12 protein-coding genes and 3 pseudogenes are annotated in these 16,172 nt (G+C 69.7%); 6 read left to right on the forward strand and 9 right to left on the reverse strand.

The genetic code is table 11. The annotated features are described in order from the left end of the window. Positions 1-81: 81 nt before the first annotated feature. Positions 82-255, reverse strand: coding sequence for a hypothetical protein (locus ACWGJM_RS00955; protein WP_453409528.1), 174 nt, complete (start codon positions 253-255; stop codon positions 82-84). Between the two features lie 2 nt (positions 256-257). Further along, positions 258-1,064: a helix-turn-helix domain-containing protein gene (locus ACWGJM_RS00960; protein ID WP_453409529.1), complete on the reverse strand. Its 807-nt coding sequence runs from the start codon at positions 1,062-1,064 to the stop codon at positions 258-260. A 487-nt stretch (positions 1,065-1,551) separates the two neighbouring features. On the opposite strand from ACWGJM_RS00960, the gene ACWGJM_RS00965 reads away from it, so the two are divergent. Next, positions 1,552-2,364, forward strand: coding sequence for a helix-turn-helix domain-containing protein (locus tag ACWGJM_RS00965; RefSeq protein WP_453409530.1), 813 nt, complete (start codon positions 1,552-1,554; stop codon positions 2,362-2,364). Next, on the forward strand, positions 2,361-2,552 hold the full coding sequence (locus ACWGJM_RS00970) for a DUF397 domain-containing protein (protein ID WP_453409531.1): 192 nt from the start codon (positions 2,361-2,363) through the stop codon (positions 2,550-2,552). Before ACWGJM_RS00965 ends, ACWGJM_RS00970 begins: the two co-directional genes overlap by 4 nt. Here ACWGJM_RS00970 and ACWGJM_RS00975 read toward each other — a convergent pair. Further along, positions 2,540-5,851 (reverse strand): tetratricopeptide repeat protein, encoded by a 3,312-nt coding sequence (locus ACWGJM_RS00975; RefSeq protein WP_453409532.1) that lies wholly within the window; start codon positions 5,849-5,851, stop codon positions 2,540-2,542. The two genes, ACWGJM_RS00970 and ACWGJM_RS00975, sit on opposite strands and share 13 nt — an antisense overlap. Before the next feature lie 93 nt (positions 5,852-5,944). Here ACWGJM_RS00975 and ACWGJM_RS00980 point away from each other — a divergent pair, with 93 nt between their 5' ends. Next, positions 5,945-6,442, forward strand: a complete 498-nt coding sequence (locus tag ACWGJM_RS00980) for a DUF2165 domain-containing protein (protein ID WP_453409533.1) — start codon at positions 5,945-5,947, stop codon at positions 6,440-6,442. A gap of 919 nt (positions 6,443-7,361) precedes the next feature. Here the strand turns inward: ACWGJM_RS00980 and ACWGJM_RS00985 are convergent. Continuing rightward, a complete protein-coding gene (locus ACWGJM_RS00985; RefSeq protein ID WP_453409534.1) occupies positions 7,362-8,183 on the reverse strand; it encodes a hypothetical protein in 822 nt (273 codons plus the stop codon). Positions 8,184-8,651: 468 nt separating this feature from the next. Here ACWGJM_RS00985 and ACWGJM_RS00990 point away from each other — a divergent pair. Further along, positions 8,652-8,918, forward strand: a pseudogene (locus tag ACWGJM_RS00990) (DUF2165 family protein); the annotation flags it as partial. 63 nt (positions 8,919-8,981) lie between these two features. On the opposite strand, the gene ACWGJM_RS00995 reads toward ACWGJM_RS00990, so the two are convergent. The 4 genes from ACWGJM_RS00995 to ACWGJM_RS01010 all read right to left on the reverse strand — a co-directional run bounded on the left by ACWGJM_RS00995 (position 8,982) and on the right by ACWGJM_RS01010 (position 14,156). Continuing rightward, positions 8,982-10,112: an FAD-dependent oxidoreductase gene (locus ACWGJM_RS00995; protein ID WP_453409535.1), complete on the reverse strand. Its 1,131-nt coding sequence runs from the start codon at positions 10,110-10,112 to the stop codon at positions 8,982-8,984. 133 nt (positions 10,113-10,245) lie between these two features. Beyond that, entirely contained in the window at positions 10,246-12,831 is a 2,586-nt protein-coding gene (locus ACWGJM_RS01000; protein WP_453409536.1) for a bifunctional FO biosynthesis protein CofGH, read from the reverse strand. A 68-nt stretch (positions 12,832-12,899) separates the two neighbouring features. Further along, on the reverse strand, positions 12,900-13,106 hold the full coding sequence (locus tag ACWGJM_RS01005; RefSeq protein ID WP_453409537.1) for a hypothetical protein: 207 nt from the start codon (positions 13,104-13,106) through the stop codon (positions 12,900-12,902). 183 nt (positions 13,107-13,289) lie between these two features. Then, the gene (locus ACWGJM_RS01010; RefSeq protein ID WP_453409538.1) at positions 13,290-14,156 is read right to left on the reverse strand and encodes an LLM class F420-dependent oxidoreductase; all 867 of its coding nucleotides are present in this window, start codon (positions 14,154-14,156) and stop codon (positions 13,290-13,292) included. Between the two features lie 142 nt (positions 14,157-14,298). On the opposite strand from ACWGJM_RS01010, the gene ACWGJM_RS01015 reads away from it, so the two are divergent. Further along, on the forward strand, positions 14,299-15,840 hold the full coding sequence (locus tag ACWGJM_RS01015) for a CehA/McbA family metallohydrolase (RefSeq protein ID WP_453409539.1): 1,542 nt from the start codon (positions 14,299-14,301) through the stop codon (positions 15,838-15,840). A gap of 51 nt (positions 15,841-15,891) precedes the next feature. Here the strand turns inward: ACWGJM_RS01015 and ACWGJM_RS01020 are convergent. Beyond that, positions 15,892-16,022 (reverse strand): annotated as a pseudogene (locus tag ACWGJM_RS01020) (YbhB/YbcL family Raf kinase inhibitor-like protein); the annotation flags it as partial. On the opposite strand from ACWGJM_RS01020, the pseudogene ACWGJM_RS01025 reads away from it, so the two are divergent. Continuing rightward, a pseudogene (locus tag ACWGJM_RS01025) lies at positions 16,019-16,168 on the forward strand (GntR family transcriptional regulator); the annotation flags it as partial. The pseudogenes ACWGJM_RS01020 and ACWGJM_RS01025 overlap by 4 nt on opposite strands. Between the last annotated feature and the right edge of the window lie 4 nt (positions 16,169-16,172).

Below are 16,172 nucleotides of genomic sequence, written 5' to 3' on the forward strand. Positions count from 1 at the left end.
GTAATCGAACGGGGACGGTCGGTAGAGGGCCGGATCAGGGGACGGAGTGTGGGTCGGGTGAACGCGAGCGGTCGGTTCCGGTCAGGGGCGGGCGTGCGGGACTGCCCTTGCCGGTCGGCCTGCCTCTGCCTCCGCCGCCTCGCGGATCGCGTGGATCTCGACGATGGCCGCGGAGGGGTCCACGCCACCGGCGTCCACGATCGGGGCGATTCGGGCGACCGCGTCCCTGAGCGCGTCCGGAGTCGGTTCCGGCATGGCTATGCCACCTTCCGTTCGGATGTCCGGCAGTCGCGGCAGTGGCCCGGGGCGGGGGCGCGGAATGCGCGGTCGCAGCGGTCGCAGGTCTGGAAGGGGGTCGGCCGGGTGGGCTCCGGCGCGGGTTCGAGAGCCGGGGGCAGGAGAGCGGTGAGGCGGTGGGCCAGGAAGCCCGCCGGATGGCGCACACCTTCCGGTGGGAGCCCCGCACAGAGCGTTCGCCGTACGTCGTCGGGATCGACGCCGCGTTCCAGCCAGGCGACCACGGCGGGAACGAGACGGCGTACGTCGCGCTCGGCCAGGTGGAGGCGAGGGTCACTCAGGCGCAGGCCTGCCAGTACCGCACGGGCGGTGCGGTGGGCGGGCAGGTCGGATGCGGCCGGGGTCGGTGGTTCCGGCTCCTTGGTGTCCGGGGCCGGTTCGCGGCGAGGGGCGGGCGTCACGGGAGCCGTGCGCGTCCGGGGCTTGTTGTAGGAGGTCGTGCGCGTCACGATCCGCCCCGACGGCAGACGCTCCTTGGTGCGGGCCAGATAGCCGTGCTCCTCCAACTCCCGCAGCGCCGAGGCGATCCGCGTCTCCCCCTCGGGAAACTTGGCCGCCAGGACCTTGATGCCGACGAGGGCTCCGGTGGGGAGCGACTGGATGTGGACCGCCAGCCCGATGGCCGTCAGTGACAGATCCGGATGCTGCGCCAGATGGTTTCCGACAACGGTGAACTCTTCGTCGTGGTGTTCGTCCACGTGGGCAACTCCGAGGCGGGAACGGACGGTCCGGGCGCGTGCATGCGCGCTAAGGTGCTGCTCAGTCATCGGGAAGCGCTGCTCTTCCTGGGTGATCAGGCCCTCGTCCGGGATGGCAGTCCCGACGGGGGCCGTTACGTGTGTGTCGAGGCCGACGCTGCCTCACCGATTCGCCGACGCGCCAGGTGAACCGACCGCGATCACCCGACCGAGTGACCAGGGGTGCGGTGGACGACGGGCTGGGTGGGGTGGGTTTGGTTCTTTCCCCGGTTCTTTGTCTTTGGCGTCGGGCCCGCCCGGGTCATCACTCCGCCCGATCCGGTGTCAGCTCGGCCCACACCGTCTTGCCTCCCGCCGGGGCCGCCTCCACGCCCCAGCTCTGCGCGTCGCGGAGAGCAGCACGGTGAAGTGGCGTACGGAGAGGGCGGTTTGGGCGATTCCTGGATCACGTCACTGAGCGTGGTCGCTCCGCTCTACTCTGAAACAGACAGGTGTGGAGAGTGACTGTCCGGGTGCGCTCCGGCGTCGTTCGGCCAGGTACGCGGAGGTGGGCGGTATGGAGGACGAGGAGGCCACGGCCGTACTCAAGGCGGTCGGACGGCAGATCAAGGTCTGGCGCGAGGCGGCAGGTATGCGGCAGGCGGAGTTCGGTGCCGCCATCGGATACAGCGAGGAAACGGTCTCGTCCGTAGAACGCGGGCGGCGGGTCCCCAGACCGGAGTTCCTCGACCATGCGGACGACGCGCTGAGCGCGGGCGGGAAGCTGGCCGCGATGAAGGAGGACGTGGAGAAGGCCCGTTACCCGAAGAAGGTGCGGGACTTGAAGAGGCTGGAGGACGAGGCGGTCGAGCTGGGCGCCTATGCGGCCCTCCACATCCACGGTCTGTTGCAGACGCCGGAGTACGCGCAGGCGTTGTACGAGATGCGGCGACCCTCGTACACGGAGGACGAGATCGAACGCCTCGTCGCCGCGCGCATGGCGAGGAAGACAGTCTTCGAACGTGTACCCCGGCCACTGGTCACCTTCGTCCAGGAAGAGGTGACGCTACGGCGGCCGATCGGGGGGAGAATGGCGCTGCGGCGACAGCTCGAACACCTCTTGGCCGTCAGCAAGTTGCGGCACGTAGAGGTGCAGGTGATGCCCACGGACCAGGACGACCACGCGGGCATGATGGGTTCGTTCCGACTGCTCAAACTCCCGGACGGCAAGACGCTCGGGCACTCGGAGGGCCAGCTGCACGACCGAGTGATCAGTGATCACCGCGAGGCCCAAATCCTGGAGATGCGCTATGGAATGATCCGGGCGCAGGCTCTCACGCCCCGCGAATCGCGAGCCTTCATTGAGAAATTGTTGGGAGAAGAGACATGACCTCCGCCCTCCAGTGGTTCAAGAGCAGCTACAGCGGCAACGACGGCCCCGACTGCGTCGAGGTAGCGATAACCCCCGCCGCCACCACCATCCACGTACGCGACTCCAAGGACAAGCAGGGCGGCCGCCTCGCCTTCACGGGCGCCTCGTGGGCCGAGTTCGTGGTGTTCGCGGGTCATTCCGCGTAGCGGGCCTGGACGGCGTCGCGGGCCGCTACGACCGCCGCCAGGCGGGGGGCGAGAAGGACGCGGTCGGCTCCGGGGCTGCTCATCAGCTCAATGAGGAAGTCCGCGAGGTCGGCCAGGACATTCCAACCGGGATGCGTTGCGAGGAGCCGGCCCATTCCCCGGTCGGCGCCGGCCCAGTCCTCGAGCGCCCAGCCGATCACGCACAGCGCCAGTGCACGCGGTGCTTCGTCCAGCTCCTGTCGGTCCAGCATGCGCGCCAACTCGTGCCACAGAGACGACGCGGCGCTCAGCCCGTCGGCAGCTCCCACGGTCAAGGCAAGCTGCAGTGTGCCGTCCAGCGGGTCAACCGCGCGCATCCGTTCGCTTGCGGCGCGTGCAGCGGCCCATCGCCCGGCCTGGCGGTGCGCCCGGGCCATCACCTCGTCCCAGTCGCTGTCCTGCCCCATGGCCTCGTCCACGGCGGCCAGCCGGGCCATCGCCTCGTCCCACCGTCCAGACCACATCAGCAGCTGAAGGATGTTACGGCGCGCCCAGTTCGCGTCCTGTCCCAGTCGGACGCACTGCTCCAGGTCCGCAAGCGTTGGGGCGACGCGTCCCATCGCCCGGAATACTCGGGCCCGTTGAGCGTAGGCCCACCCGTAGTCCGGGGCCTTCGTCAGCGCGCGATCCAGGTGACCGAGGGCCTCGGGATAGTCCTTCAGGTCACTGTGGGTCGCTCCGCAGCAGGCCAGAGCCCATTCATAGTCCGGATCACGTTCCAGAACGCGGCGGAAGACGGCGAGGGCCTCCTCGAGGCGATCCGCGAGCCAGTATGCCTCCCCCAAGTTGACGTGTATCCAGTTGGCATCGGGATCGGCCGCGGCGGCTCGGCGTAGGTCGTCGAACATTCCGTCCATGTCACCCAGACCGCGCCTGACCCGGGCCCGTGTCACCAAGGCCCAGGAATAGTCAGGGTCCAGTTCCACGGCCCGGTCGAGGTCGGCGAGAGCCTCATCCGCATGGCCCAGCCCATGGTGGGCCGCTCCGCGACTCGCCAAGACCGAATCGTTCTCAGGGTTGAGGGAGATGGCTCGACCGAGTTCGGTGACCGCCTCCTCGAACCGGCCGGCCAGCCGATAGGCATCGCCCCGCTCCGACGCTATCCAGGCGGAATCGGGCGCTAGACGGGCCGCCCGGTCGAGATCGTCGAACGCCTCGTCCCACTCATCCCGTGCCCGGCGCAGGCGCGCCCTGCGTACGAGGGTCCAGAGGTCATCGGCGTCGAGAGTCAAAGCCCTGTCGAAGTCGGCGAGCGCATCGTCGTACTGTCCGAGGGCGTGTCGGCATACCGCCCTGCACGCGAGGGAGTCGGCGTCGGTCGGGTCGATCGCCAAGGCATGGTCGAACTCTGCGATGGCCTCCTGGAACCGCTGGGCCAGCCGCAGTATCTCTCCGCGCCCGGACACGATCCAGGGTGTATCGGGAGCTAGTTCATCCGCACGGTTGGTGTCGGCCAGCGCGGCCGTCGTGTCACCCAGCAGTGCGTGGGTGAAACCACGACCGTAATAGGCCCAGGCAAGCTGGGGATCCAGCTCGACAGCCTGGTGGTAATCGTCCAGGGCGCGCCTGATCTCTCCCCCGTTCCGCAGTTCCCGCCCCCGGAGCGTGTGCGCCAGTGCCCGTCCCGTCCGGTCCAGCCAGGGGCGGGACAAGAGCAGGTCCATGGCTTTGCGCACCCCGGCGGCTTCGTCCGCGAGTGCTCCGCCCAGCAGCCTGCCGCAGTCCCGCAACACGGAGGTGTCTGTTACCACGCCCGCGTCGTCCAGCATCCGTGCCCAGACGCCTCCGAGCCCCCGCCCGTGACGGCATGCCTCGACCAGGCTGTGCAAGGCCCGACCGAGTGCCGCAGACGGGCGGGCACACAGCAGGTGATACGTCTCCTCAAGGTAGAGCTCACGCCACGGCTCATGCTTCCAGAGCTCGTCGGGCCGCAGGTCATTCGCCGTCTCTTCCCGCCAGCGGGCGAAGACACCCGCCAGCCGTTCATGTACTTCCGCCCAGCGGCGCGGCGCGTGTCGTCGCTGCAATCGCAGTATCGGCCCACGTACGACGTCGTGGTACCGCAGCCCGTCTCCGTGCTCGCCAACGAACGGCATGCTCCTCAGCCACGTGAAGAGCGCGTCCGCCTCTTCCTCGGGGCAGTCCACAGTCGTGCGGAAGACGTCCGCGTCCAGCCGCCGGGGCAGCGCTCCAGCCAGCGCCGCGGCCCGGCGCACAGGATCCCGCTCCCACTTCAGAAAGCGTTCCACGGCCGTCTCGCTAGGGTCCCCCACGTCGTCCGGATCCTCGGGACGAGCCTCGGCGAGTGTGGAGACCAGCACCGGCAGCCCGCCGGTGAGCCGCAGGACCTCCTCGACCACGGGTTCCGCCACGACGCCTTTGGCGGCGAGCAGCCCTCGTGCCTCGTCCTTCGTGAACGGCTGGAGCGGCACATCCTGCACGAAGTCCGCGAAGCCGCTCCAGCTAGAGGGATCCAGGCGACGCTGGCCGGCGGTGACGACGACGGTGTTCGAGGGAAGGGAGGCGCCGTACCGGTCCGTCACCATGACGTCGTACAGCCAACCGTCGAGGAAGGAGGCGGTCACCTCGTAGGTGTCGAAGAACAAGACGATCCACGGCGCCAGAGAAGCCGCTTCCGACAGCTCGCCGAGCATGACGGGAGTGAGGACTTGCTCCGGTGACAGCACCAGTTGGACGTCGTCCTGGCTGCGGAAGCGGGCACTGAGGCCCGCCCGCAAGCGGTCCGTCTGCTGGGCGAGCCGGGCGGCGTCGAGTGCCCCCGCGAAGGCGCCGACCCCGGGCACCATGCCCAGACCGACCAGCCCGGCCCGCGCCACCGCCAGACTGCCCGCCGAGGGCTGCTCCGGCCCGGGCTCGAGCGTGGCGCTCACCGTTCCCTCCGCCTCGTGCCGTCGCTCCCGGTGTGCCGCCAGCAACCGGTCAAGCTCCTTGAAACGCCCTCCCTGCGCGGACACTTGACGACTGATCGCCGCCATAGCCTCCGGCACACTCCCGAACCCCTCGTCGACGTACGCGGTCAGAGCCCCGTGATCCCGTGCGATCTGCTCCATCTCCCGCACCAGGAAGGTCTTCCCGATGCCCGCGTCACCGTGCACGTGGAACAGAAAACGATGACGCTCGTTCTCGGGCGGATGGTCGAAGTTCTCCCGAAACGCGGCCCGTTCGGCTCCCCGCCCCACGAACCCGGCCCGCCTGCGCTGCCGGATCAGCTCCTGCATCGACGGCCGCGCCTGCGCCATCCGTACGCCCCCTCGCCGCTGGTGGTCGGCCCGTCCCCATTCTGGCTCAATGTGGACGGGACGCGGTGGCCGCACGAGGGAAAGAGACCGGTCATGACCACATCAGCCACACGTGCCCCATGGCTCGCAGCCACTCTCCTGACCGGTACCGTCGCCCTCTACATCGCCCTCGTCGCCTTCGGCAACATCACCGACTTCGGCACCAACCAGCAGTTCGTCCGTCATGTACTCGCGATGGACACGACCTTCAAGGACGACGACCTGATGTGGCGTGCCATCACCTCGCACGCCTGGCAGGACGCGGCGTACGTGGCGATCATCGTCTGGGAGACGCTCGCGGCGCTGATCCTGACAGCGGCGACATATCTGTGGGCCCGCCACCACCCCCGAGCCCGGCAGGCCTCCACCAGCGGCCTGCTGATGCTCCTGCTGCTGTTCGGCGCCGGGTTCATCGCGATAGGCGGGGAGTGGTTCTCGATGTGGCAGTCCAAGACATGGAACGGACTGGACGCGGCCACTCGGGTGATCGTGCTGACCGGGGTGGCTCTGCTGGTGACGTACCTGCCGGGGGCGGCCCGGGAGAACGACTGATCCCTTCACACACACGGCGGGACGGGGAGGATCTCCACCTCACGACAGAGCGATCGCTCCTCGCGGTGTTCCCATGGGTACGACATCTGTCGGCGGAGGAGACGAAGCAGCTCGTTGCCGAGCTCATCGACGGCACCCGCGACGTGGCCCAGGCGGACGTCCACCCAGCCTGCACCGAGTCGTCGCCCGCCGGTTGTCCCACGAAGATCATGGCGAGTTGACCGAGCCGGGAGTCCGAAACGTGGTGACGACATCCAACCACCGCCGGTCGGCAATCCACCGTCCCCACCGATCCCGACCGCCAGCACCGGCTGCGCGGGCGCCTGGCCACGGGCAGCCTGGGCGGTCGAGTACCCCGGCCCGAGTACGAAGTGACGGCAGGGGTCGCGTGTCCCCGGCAACCGGTGCACGAGAGCCTGGTCTGCCGGGCGCACCCAGCACAGGATTTGCACGACTCGGCCAGCACACGGGGACCGATCAGGCAGCAAGAGCTGCGTTACGTCGCGGGTGTAGCAGCGAGCCGCCCCGAGCAGGCCGGAAGGTCCGGTTCCCAGGGCGGCTGTTCAGCTCACGGTGACACCATCGGTGGAGCTCCGCTGGTAGCTCGCCCAGTCAGCGGTACAGCTTCCTGCGCACCCAGAGGAACCCAATCACCCCGCCCACAACGGCCATGTACGCAGTCAGTGGTCCGTCATTCAGGACGAGCCCGGGCATGGCGACGACGGCCACGATCAGAAGCCATCCACATCCAGCCACAGCAAGGTCGGCTGAATCAGGACGGTGTCGTTCGTTTTCCACCCGGTCCCCATTCACTGGCCTGCGTCTGATCGGTACGTCACGTCTATGGTCGGCATGCGCAACATCGCTGCCATAAACTCTACGCCGCTGGGTCATGGCGGACCCTGGCGGGGACGGCATGCTACGCGCAGTGGATCGTGGCCGTATCGGACGAAACGTTGTGGTCCCCCCAATAACCGTTGCTGTTGCGCAAAGTCGCATTGCCTATGTCGCTGCGGTATCTCCAGCCACTCGTGGTAAGCCGCGAGCATTCGAAGCGCAGGGTGACCGGGAAGTTCTTGCCTTGCTCGTTCGTGTATCCCCGCACGTCCTTGGTCTTCCAGATGCCGAGGCCCTGGTACTGGCGCAGCGAGGCTGCGAAGTTGCCCTTGCCTTTTTGGTCGCAAAGCATTGCGGCGTCGGCCTGGATGTGCAGGTCGCCCCCGTGCTTATAGGGCTTCTTGCTGTAAGTGAGCTGGCAGTGGGGTTCTGCCGCACGAGGGGCGGCAAGAGCTGGAGTGTGCGCGGCTGCGATTCCCTGTTCGTCGACCGTCGTCGCCCAACGCACGAGGGTCTCCGTGCTGTAGGGGTTCTGTGCGGCGGTGGCCGGAGCCTCCCACAGTGTCAGCTGACCGTCCTTGGACAGGGTGCTGATCCTGGTGCCCTCGTTACCGACGGCGGTGAACAGCTGGCTGCCGCTTGGCAGGGTGCGGGTGCTCGTCTCATCATCCTCGGATGAGAGCACTGACGACGGCACGTCCCCGTGGATGGACAGACGGGTGACGTTGAGTGGGTGCGCGTAGTTCCCGTCCCCGAGGCTGAACGTGAGCGTCTGGCCGACCGTTTCGTAGTCCGACACAGCAGGTGCCTGGAACAGCTCCAGCCCGGTCGTCTTGGTCAGTAGGTCTGTGAGCTTCTGTGCTTCAGCACCCTGCGCCGGGGAGACTTCCCCGATGGGGGCCATCGACTGAGGGTCCGCGCCGCCTTCCGCAGAATATTCGGACAGGCTGACAATCTGCGGTTGATTGCCGCGGACCTCGACTGAGAATCATCGGCCGCGAGTGCGCCGGCAGCCGTACCGGCCACAACTGCGGCAGCGAGCAGGGCTACAGCACCCGTCCGCGCAGCGCAACGGGCAGTTTCCCTCTTCAAGTTGTTTCCCCTCGTAGAATCCCGCCGTCCGTCACCCAGCGCTGGTCAGGCACCGACGTTCGGCCGATCGAAGGTCAACTTATCTGATCAACTAGCAGCGATACACTGATTTGACGCTGTCGTGTCAAATGCGCCCACCAGCGCGATGCTGTCGCCGAGCTGCTGGTGGGCGGCGTCCCTCGCAGTCAGACCACGCCCATCGAAATGTCGCATGCCTCCGGGGTACATTCACCACAAAGATCACCGTTCCCCCGAACCGAAAACCTCAGTCGCCTCGGCGACGCTCGCGGCCCTGGGGTTGATCGTGGCCACCTACCTGTGGGCCCGCCAACGGCACGCCTCCACCATCGGCCTGCTGATGCTCCTGCTGCTGTTCGGCGCCGGGTTCATCGCGATAGGCGGGGAGTGGTTCTCGATGTGGCAGTCCAAGACATGGAACGGACTGGACGCGGCCACCCGGGTGATCGTGCTGACCGGGGTGGCTCTGCTGGTGACGTACCTGCCGGGGGCGGCCCGGGAGAACAGCCCTGCGGGGTCGGCCGGGTGACCCCGCAGGGCGAAATTCAGAGCTCGGGCGGTAAGGAGAGCGTCAGTTCGGGGCCTGAGTGGCTCATTGGCCCTGCTCGGTGAACATCTTGATCAGATCGTGGGCCGTGTTGTGTTCGGAGTCGATCCGGTAGCGCTCGCCATCTTCAAGAGCGGCGACCTCGGCGCTACGGCGGAACATGTCCTGCTCGTACTCGGTGAGCGCGGCCTCGATGTCGTCGGGGTGCTCGGCGAGGGCTCGGCCGAGTTCGGCGCCGTCGAGCATGGCCAGGTTGGCGCCCTCGCCGTTCGGGGGCTGCACGTGGGCGGCGTCGCCGAGCAGGGTCACCCCCGGCACCCGGTCCCACCGGTGCTCGGCCGGCAGAGCGTGGAGGGGGCGCAGTACCGGCGCGGTGTCGCTGTCGGTGATCAGCGCGGTGAGCTGCGGCGCCCAGCCGTCGAACTCCGCCGCGATCCGCGCGGTCGCCGCGGCGGCATCGGCGAAATCGATGGCGGCGAACCAGTCCAGCGGCTTGGACAGCGCCACGTAGGCGTGCAGGGTGTCGCCGCTCTCCCGGTGAGCGAAGATCTCCCTGCCCGGTGAGGGCGCCATCATCGACCCGCCGCCGACCGCCTTAGCGGTGGCCGCGTGCCGGGAGTCGGCGTCGAACAGGTAGGTCTCGACGACCGACGTGCCGACGTACCCGGGTGTCACGTCGGAGAGCAGCGGCCGCACCCGTGACCAGGCGCCGTCCGCGCCGACCAGCAGGCCGGCGTCGACGGTGCCGCCGTCGGTGAAGGTCACCTCGTGACGACCCTCGCCGAGGGTACGGGTGCTGCTGACCTTGTGCCCCCACCGGACGGTGCCGGCCGGGAGCGAGTCGAGCAGGATCCGGCGCAGGTCGCCGCGCATCGCCTCGGGGCGTCCGCCCGTGCCGTCGTCGGCCTGCTCGAACAGGAGGGTCCCGTCCCGGTCGAGGACCCGCATCGCCTGGCGGCCCTCCAGGACGATGGCGTGGAACTCGTCCATCAGACCGGCCGCCTTGAGGGCGAGCTGCCCGTTGTAGTCGTGGATGTCGAGCATTCCGCCCTGCGTGCGCGCCGACGGGGAGGCATCGGCCTCGTAGACCGTGGCCGGGATGCCGTGGACGTGCAGGACGCGGGCCAGCGTGAGTCCGCCGAGTCCGGCGCCGATGATCGTGACTGGGGTGTGCATGATGGCTCCTCGGGATCGGGCCGCCCGGTGAACTCCGGGCGGCCGTCTCCAGAAAGATGCCAACCCCCGCCGACGCGCCGCCGATATCCGACCGACGGCCCCCCGACATGCGACCGACACCGCAGATCGACGGTCAGTCCAACACCGGCAACAGCTCCGGCAGATGACCGTCCGAAGCCGCCGCGGCCCGCTGTCGCTCCCCCGGTACCTCCCCGTACAGCGTGCTGCGGGGCCTTGCCGGACGGCCCGCCGCCTCGGCTACGGCGATCAGGTCGCGTACCGACTTGTAGGAGCCGTAAGAAGAGCCCGCCATGCGGGAGATGGTCTCCTCCATCAGGGTGCCGCCCAGGTCGTTCGCGCCGGAGCGGAGCATCTCCGCCGCGCCCTCGGTGCCGAGTTTCACCCAGCTGGTCTGGATGTTGGGGATGTGCGGGTGCAGGAGGAGGCGGGCCATGGCCGTGACCGCCCTGTTGTCCCTCGTCGTCGGGCCAGGCCGGGCGATGCCCGCCAGGTACACCGGCGCGTTGGTGTGGATGAAGGGCAGGGTGACGAACTCGGTGAAGCCGCCCGTCTGTTGCTGGATGCGGGCCAGGGTCCGCAGGTGGCCGAGCCAGTGGCGGGGCTGGTCGACGTGGCCGTACATCATCGTCGAGGAGGAGCGGATGCCCAGCTCGTGGGCTGTTGTGACCACCTCGATCCAGGTGGCCGTGGGCAGCTTGCCCTTGGTGAGCACCCAGCGGACCTCGTCGTCGAGGATCTCCGCCGCCGTGCCCGGGATGGAGTCGAGGCCCGCCTCCTTGGCCGCCGTCAGCCACTCGCGGATGGACATCCCGGTGCGGGTGGCGCCGTTGACGACCTCCATCGGGGAGAAGGCGTGCACGTGCATCCCGGGGACGCGGGACTTCACCGCCTTGGCGATGTCGAAGTACGCCGTCCCCGGCAGGTCGGGGTGGATCCCGCCCTGCATGCACACCTCCACCGCGCCGACCTCCCAGGCCTGCTGGGCCCGGTCGGCCACCTGCTCCAGGGAGAGGGTGTAGGCGTCGGCGTCCGTGCGGCGCTGGGCGAAGGCGCAGAAACGGCAGCCGGTGTAGCAGACGTTGGTGAAGTTGATGTTCCGGGTGACGATGTAGGTGACGTCGTCACCGACGGCCGACTTCCGTACGTCGTCCGCGATCCGCGTCAGCGCGTCCAGCGCCGGGCCGTCCGCGTGCAGCAGGGAGAGGGCCTCCCCGTCGGTGAGGCGCGTCGGGTCCTCGGCCGCCGTGCGCAGGGCCTGCCGTACGTCGGTGTCGATGCGCTCGGGCGCCATCCCGGGGGCGGCGGCCTCGCGCAGGGCGGACCAGTCGCCGTACACCTCGTCGAAGTCGTCGCGCCGGTCGGACGTACGGCCCTCGGTGTCGATCGACGTGTGCAGATCCGTACGGCCGGAGGCGACGAAGGCCTCCTCCGGCTCCTGCCACGGGTGTCCCTCGACGACGGCGTCCGACACCGCCAGCCCCGTCTCCGGATCCGCCAGCGCCCGTACGTGCGGCAGCAGCCGCGGGTCCAGCCAGGGCTCGCCGCGCGTGACGAACTCCGGGTAGACGCAGAGACGTTCCCGCAGCTCGAACCCGGCCGCCTCGGACTTCCGCGCCAGCTCATCGATCTGCGGCCAGGGGCGTTCGGGGTTGACGTGGTCGATGGTCAGGGGCGACACCCCGCCCCAGTCGTCGATGCCCGCGCCGATGAGCCGCTCGTACTCGGAGTCGACGAGGTTGGGCGGGGCCTGGAGGCAGGCCGAGGGCCCCATGATGTGGCGGGCCACCGCCACCGTGGCGACGAGGTCGTCCAGTTCGGCGTCCGGCATACCGCGCATGGCCGTGTCCGGCTTGGCGCGGAAGTTCTGGATGATCAGTTCCTGGATGCCGTGGTAGGCACGGGAGACCTTGCGGAGCGCGAAGAGGGAGTCCGCCCGCTCCTCGTACGTCTCCCCGATGCCGATGAGGAGCCCGGAGGTGAAGGGGACGGACGAGCGCCCGGCGTCCTCCAGGACGCGCAGCCGGACGGCCGGTTCCTTGTCCGGGGAGCCGTAGTGCGGGCCGCCCGGTTCGGACCAGAGGCGGGTGGCGGTCGTCTCGAGCATCATGCCCATGGACGGGGCGACCGGCTTCAGGCGCTGGAAGTCGGTCCAGGTCATGACGCCGGGGTTGAGGTGGGGCAGCAGCCCCGTCTCCTCCAGGATGCGGATGGAGATGGCGCGGACGTAGGCGATGGTGTCGTCGTAGCCGTGCGCGTCGAGCCACTCGCGCGCTTCCGGCCAGCGGTCCTCGGGCTTGTCGCCGAGGGTGATCAGGGCTTCCTTGCAGCCCAGGGCGGCGCCCTTGCGGGCGATGTCGAGCACCTCGTCGGGGGACATGAACATCCCGTGACCGGCCCGGCGCAGCTTGCCGGGCACGGTGACGAAGGTGCAGTAGTGGCACTTGTCCCGGCACAGCCGGGTGAGGGGGATGAAGACGCTCTTCGAGTAGGTGATGACACCGGGCCGGCCCGCCGCCTCGAGGCCCGCGTCCCGCACCCGGGCGGCGGACGCGGTGAGGTCCTCGAGGTCCGCGCCGCGCGCCTGGAGCAGCACGGCTGCCTCGGCGACGTCGAGAGCGACGCCCTCGCGGGCACGTTTGAGGGCGCGACGCATGGAGTTCTCGGTGGGGCCGGTTCCGGAGGTCGCGGAAGTCGTCATCCTTCGAGCATACGAGTGCGGTGACCAGGGCAGTCAGGGCTGCCCCCGCGCCCCACCCGCCGCCGTGCTCAGTGGAGGGCGAGCCAGCCGATACCGACGGCACACACGAGGCCGCCGGCGATCATGTCGGCCGGTGTGCGGCGGCGCAGTGCGGACCCGATCATCAGGGCGCTGAGCAACACGGCGACCGTGCCGACCGTGCCGAGCAAAGGTCCCTTGCTGTAACCGAATTCGTTGATGTGCAGCACGAGGCGCACCAACCAGTAAAACCTCATGACGCGACCGTGCCCAAGTGAAGTCTCCCCCCGCCGCACTCCTCTGCCTGCCGGGCGGTGTGCCGCGACAGGACGAACGGGCCGCACCCTTCGATCGGCGATGGTCAGACGCCGATCCGATGCGAACCCGAGTCGATATTTTACGGTCAGATCCGCGCTCCGGGGGAACTCCGTCCCCGGCCGCTACACCGCCTCGCCGACAGCGGTCACGTAGGCCCCGTACCCGTCGAGCGCGCGCAGTACCTCCGTCTCCCCGGCCGGCGGCAACTGCACCACGACCTCCTCGATGCCGAGTTCGGCGTAGTGCGCGAGCTTGCCCGGGCTCGGCTGGACGGCGTACGGCACGACCTGGAGGGCGGCGGGGTCGCGGCCGGCGTCGGCCCAGGCGGCGCGCAGCACGGGCAGCGACTCGGTCAGCCCGCGTCCGCCGATCGGCAGCCACCCGTCGGCATACTCCACGATGTGCGCGAACAGCTTGGGCCCGGCGGTCCCGCCCACGAGCGTCCGGGGTCCGACGACCGGCCCGCGCGGCTTCTGTACGGGCTTGGGGTGGGCGTGGCTGGGCCGCACGCCCCCGAAGTCGCCTTCGTACCCGGTCGGCTCCTCGGCCCACAGCGCCCGCATGAGCGCCATCCGGTCCCGGACCAGCTCCCGCCGCGTGCCCCACTCCACCCCGTGGTCGGCGGCCTCCTCGACGTTCCAGCCGAAGCCGACGCCGAGGGTGAACCGGCCGCCGGAGAGGTGGTCCAGCGTGGCGGACTGCTTGGCGAGGTCGATCGGGTCGTGCTGGGCCACGAGGGTGATGCCCGTGCCCAGCCCCAGCCGCTCCGTCACCGCCGCCGCCTGGCCGAGCGCGACGAAGGGGTCGAGGGTACGGCCGTACTCGCGCGGCAGCTCGCCGCCGGCCGGGTACGGGGTGGTCCGCTCGACCGGGATGTGGGTGTGCTCGGGCAGGTACAGCCCGGCGAACCCGCGCTGCTCCAGCTCACGGGCGAGCCGGATCGGGGTGATGGTCTCGTCGGTGAGGAAGATCGTGACGGCGATTCGCATGTCCCACATGTACCGGGGCGGGGATGGACTGTCCATACCGACTGGTCGGCACATCCACCCGACCGCGCGTCCATGACAAGCTGTCAACTCGCCATTCCCTTGCATACGAGGAGAGTTCACGCCCGCACAGGACGGTGACCCCATGTGTGATGACGCGCACGGCATCGGAAGACGCGCCCTGTTCGTGACGGGAGCGGCGGCCGCCCTTACGTTGGGAAGCGTGAGCTTCGCGGCGGCGGACGACCAGGGCCAGGAGACCCGCACGGTACGCGGCACGCTGCCGCCCGGCTCCCCGGACTTCGTGTACGTACCCGTCGAAGTCCCCTCGGGCGTACGGGAGATCAAGGTCTCCTACACCTACGACAAGCCGTCCGTCCCGGCCGGCACCCAGGGCAACGCGCTCGACATCGGCATCTTCGACCAGCACGGCACCGAACTCGGCGGCCGGGGCTTCAGGGGCTGGTCGGGCGGCGCCCGCACCGAGTTCTTCATCCGCGCGGACGACGCCACGCCGGGCTACATCCCCGGCCCGGTACGGGAGGGCACCTGGCACATCGCCCTGGGCCCCTACACGGTGGCGCCGCAGGGCCTGACCTACGAGCTCACGATCACGCTGACATACGGCGAACCGGGCACCACGGCACCCCCGGCGTACCCGCCCTCCCGGGCCAAGGGGCGGGGCCGGGCCTGGTACCGGGGCGACTGCCACCTGCACTCCTGGTACTCCGACGGCCGCCGCACCCCGGCCGAGATCGCGGCCCTCGCCCGGGCGGCGGGCCTGGACTTCATCAACAGCTCGGAGCACAACACGCACTCCTCCCACGCCCACTGGGCCGACCAGGCGGGCGACGACCTGCTGATCATGCTCGGCGAGGAGGTCACGACGAGGAACGGCCACGTCGTGGCCCTCGGCACCGACCCCGGCACCTTCGTCGACTGGCGCTATCGGGCGCGGGACAACCGCTTCGGGCGTTTCGCGAGCCGCATCCGCCGGGCCGGCGGCCTGGTCGTCCCCGCCCACCCGCACGCCACCTGCGTCGGCTGCGGCTGGAAGTTCGGCTTCGGCGAGGCGGACGCCCTGGAGGTGTGGAACGGCCCGTACACACCGGACGACGAGGTGACGCTGGCCGAGTGGGACAACTTGCTCGTCGCTTATGTCCGGGAGAGCCGGGAGGGGCTGGAGGGCCGGGTCGGCGGCCGGGTGTGGCTCCCGGCGATGGGCAACAGCGACGCCCACCGCGACCCGGACGTGGTCGGCAGCCCCCAGACCGTCGTCCTGGCCGACGACCTGACCCGCGAGGCCGTCCAGGAAGGCATCCGCGCGGGCCGCTCGTACGTCGCGGAGTCCAAGAACATCTCCCTGACCTTCACGGCGACGAGCGACCGGGGCCGGCACGCGGGCATCGGGGAGCGGCTGGAGGCCGACCCCGACACCCCGGTGACGGTCCGCCTCGACGTATCGGGCGCCCCGCGCTGCACCGCCCGCATCATCACCGACCAGGGAACGCTGCTGACCAGCGACCCACTGCCGGTGTCCGGCTCGGGGGTGGTGGAGTGGCGCACAACCCCCGCCTACGCCGCCTACGCACGGGCCGAGCTACGCCACGAGACGGCAGCGGGCACGGTACCGGGCGCGCTGGCCGCCTTCACCAACCCGATTTTCCTGGGACGGTGGGGCGGGTGAACGCGACGCCGGTCGGATGGTGACCGTGGGGCCGCCCAGGGGAAGCGGGGGGAGGGGTGCCGGGGTGGCGTCGGCCGCGACGCCGATGGACTCGACGTCGAGGGCGTGCACCACGGCGAAGAGCGGTGCGGGCCGTGCCCGGCCGGCGGGGCGGCGCCGATGAAGCGGGCGGCGCGGGCGTCACCCCGACCGGGACGGCGTCGGCGAGCACCGCCGGCTGGAGGAGGCGGCGCTGGCCCGCGACGCCGACACCGCCGCCGAGGTACTGGCCCGGCACCTCACCCAGTCCGCGGCCGGACTGACCGACCGCACCCCCAGGACCCCTTGAAGAC

The sequence above is a fragment of the Streptomyces sp. NPDC054834 genome (assembly GCF_053611185.1).

Coding starts and splice junctions, on each gene's coding strand:
- ACWGJM_RS00955 (WP_453409528.1), bottom strand. CDS start 255: ATGCCGGAACCGACTCCGGACGCGCTCAGGGACGCGGTCGCCCGAATC.
- ACWGJM_RS00960 (WP_453409529.1), bottom strand. CDS start 1,064: ATGACTGAGCAGCACCTTAGCGCGCATGCACGCGCCCGGACCGTCCGT.
- ACWGJM_RS00965 (WP_453409530.1), top strand. CDS start 1,552: ATGGAGGACGAGGAGGCCACGGCCGTACTCAAGGCGGTCGGACGGCAG.
- ACWGJM_RS00970 (WP_453409531.1), top strand. CDS start 2,361: ATGACCTCCGCCCTCCAGTGGTTCAAGAGCAGCTACAGCGGCAACGAC.
- ACWGJM_RS00975 (WP_453409532.1), bottom strand. CDS start 5,851: ATGGCGCAGGCGCGGCCGTCGATGCAGGAGCTGATCCGGCAGCGCAGG.
- ACWGJM_RS00980 (WP_453409533.1), top strand. CDS start 5,945: ATGACCACATCAGCCACACGTGCCCCATGGCTCGCAGCCACTCTCCTG.
- ACWGJM_RS00985 (WP_453409534.1), bottom strand. CDS start 8,183: ATGGCCCCCATCGGGGAAGTCTCCCCGGCGCAGGGTGCTGAAGCACAG.
- ACWGJM_RS00995 (WP_453409535.1), bottom strand. CDS start 10,112: ATGCACACCCCAGTCACGATCATCGGCGCCGGACTCGGCGGACTCACG.
- ACWGJM_RS01000 (WP_453409536.1), bottom strand. CDS start 12,831: ATGACGACTTCCGCGACCTCCGGAACCGGCCCCACCGAGAACTCCATG.
- ACWGJM_RS01005 (WP_453409537.1), bottom strand. CDS start 13,106: ATGAGGTTTTACTGGTTGGTGCGCCTCGTGCTGCACATCAACGAATTC.
- ACWGJM_RS01010 (WP_453409538.1), bottom strand. CDS start 14,156: ATGCGAATCGCCGTCACGATCTTCCTCACCGACGAGACCATCACCCCG.
- ACWGJM_RS01015 (WP_453409539.1), top strand. CDS start 14,299: ATGTGTGATGACGCGCACGGCATCGGAAGACGCGCCCTGTTCGTGACG.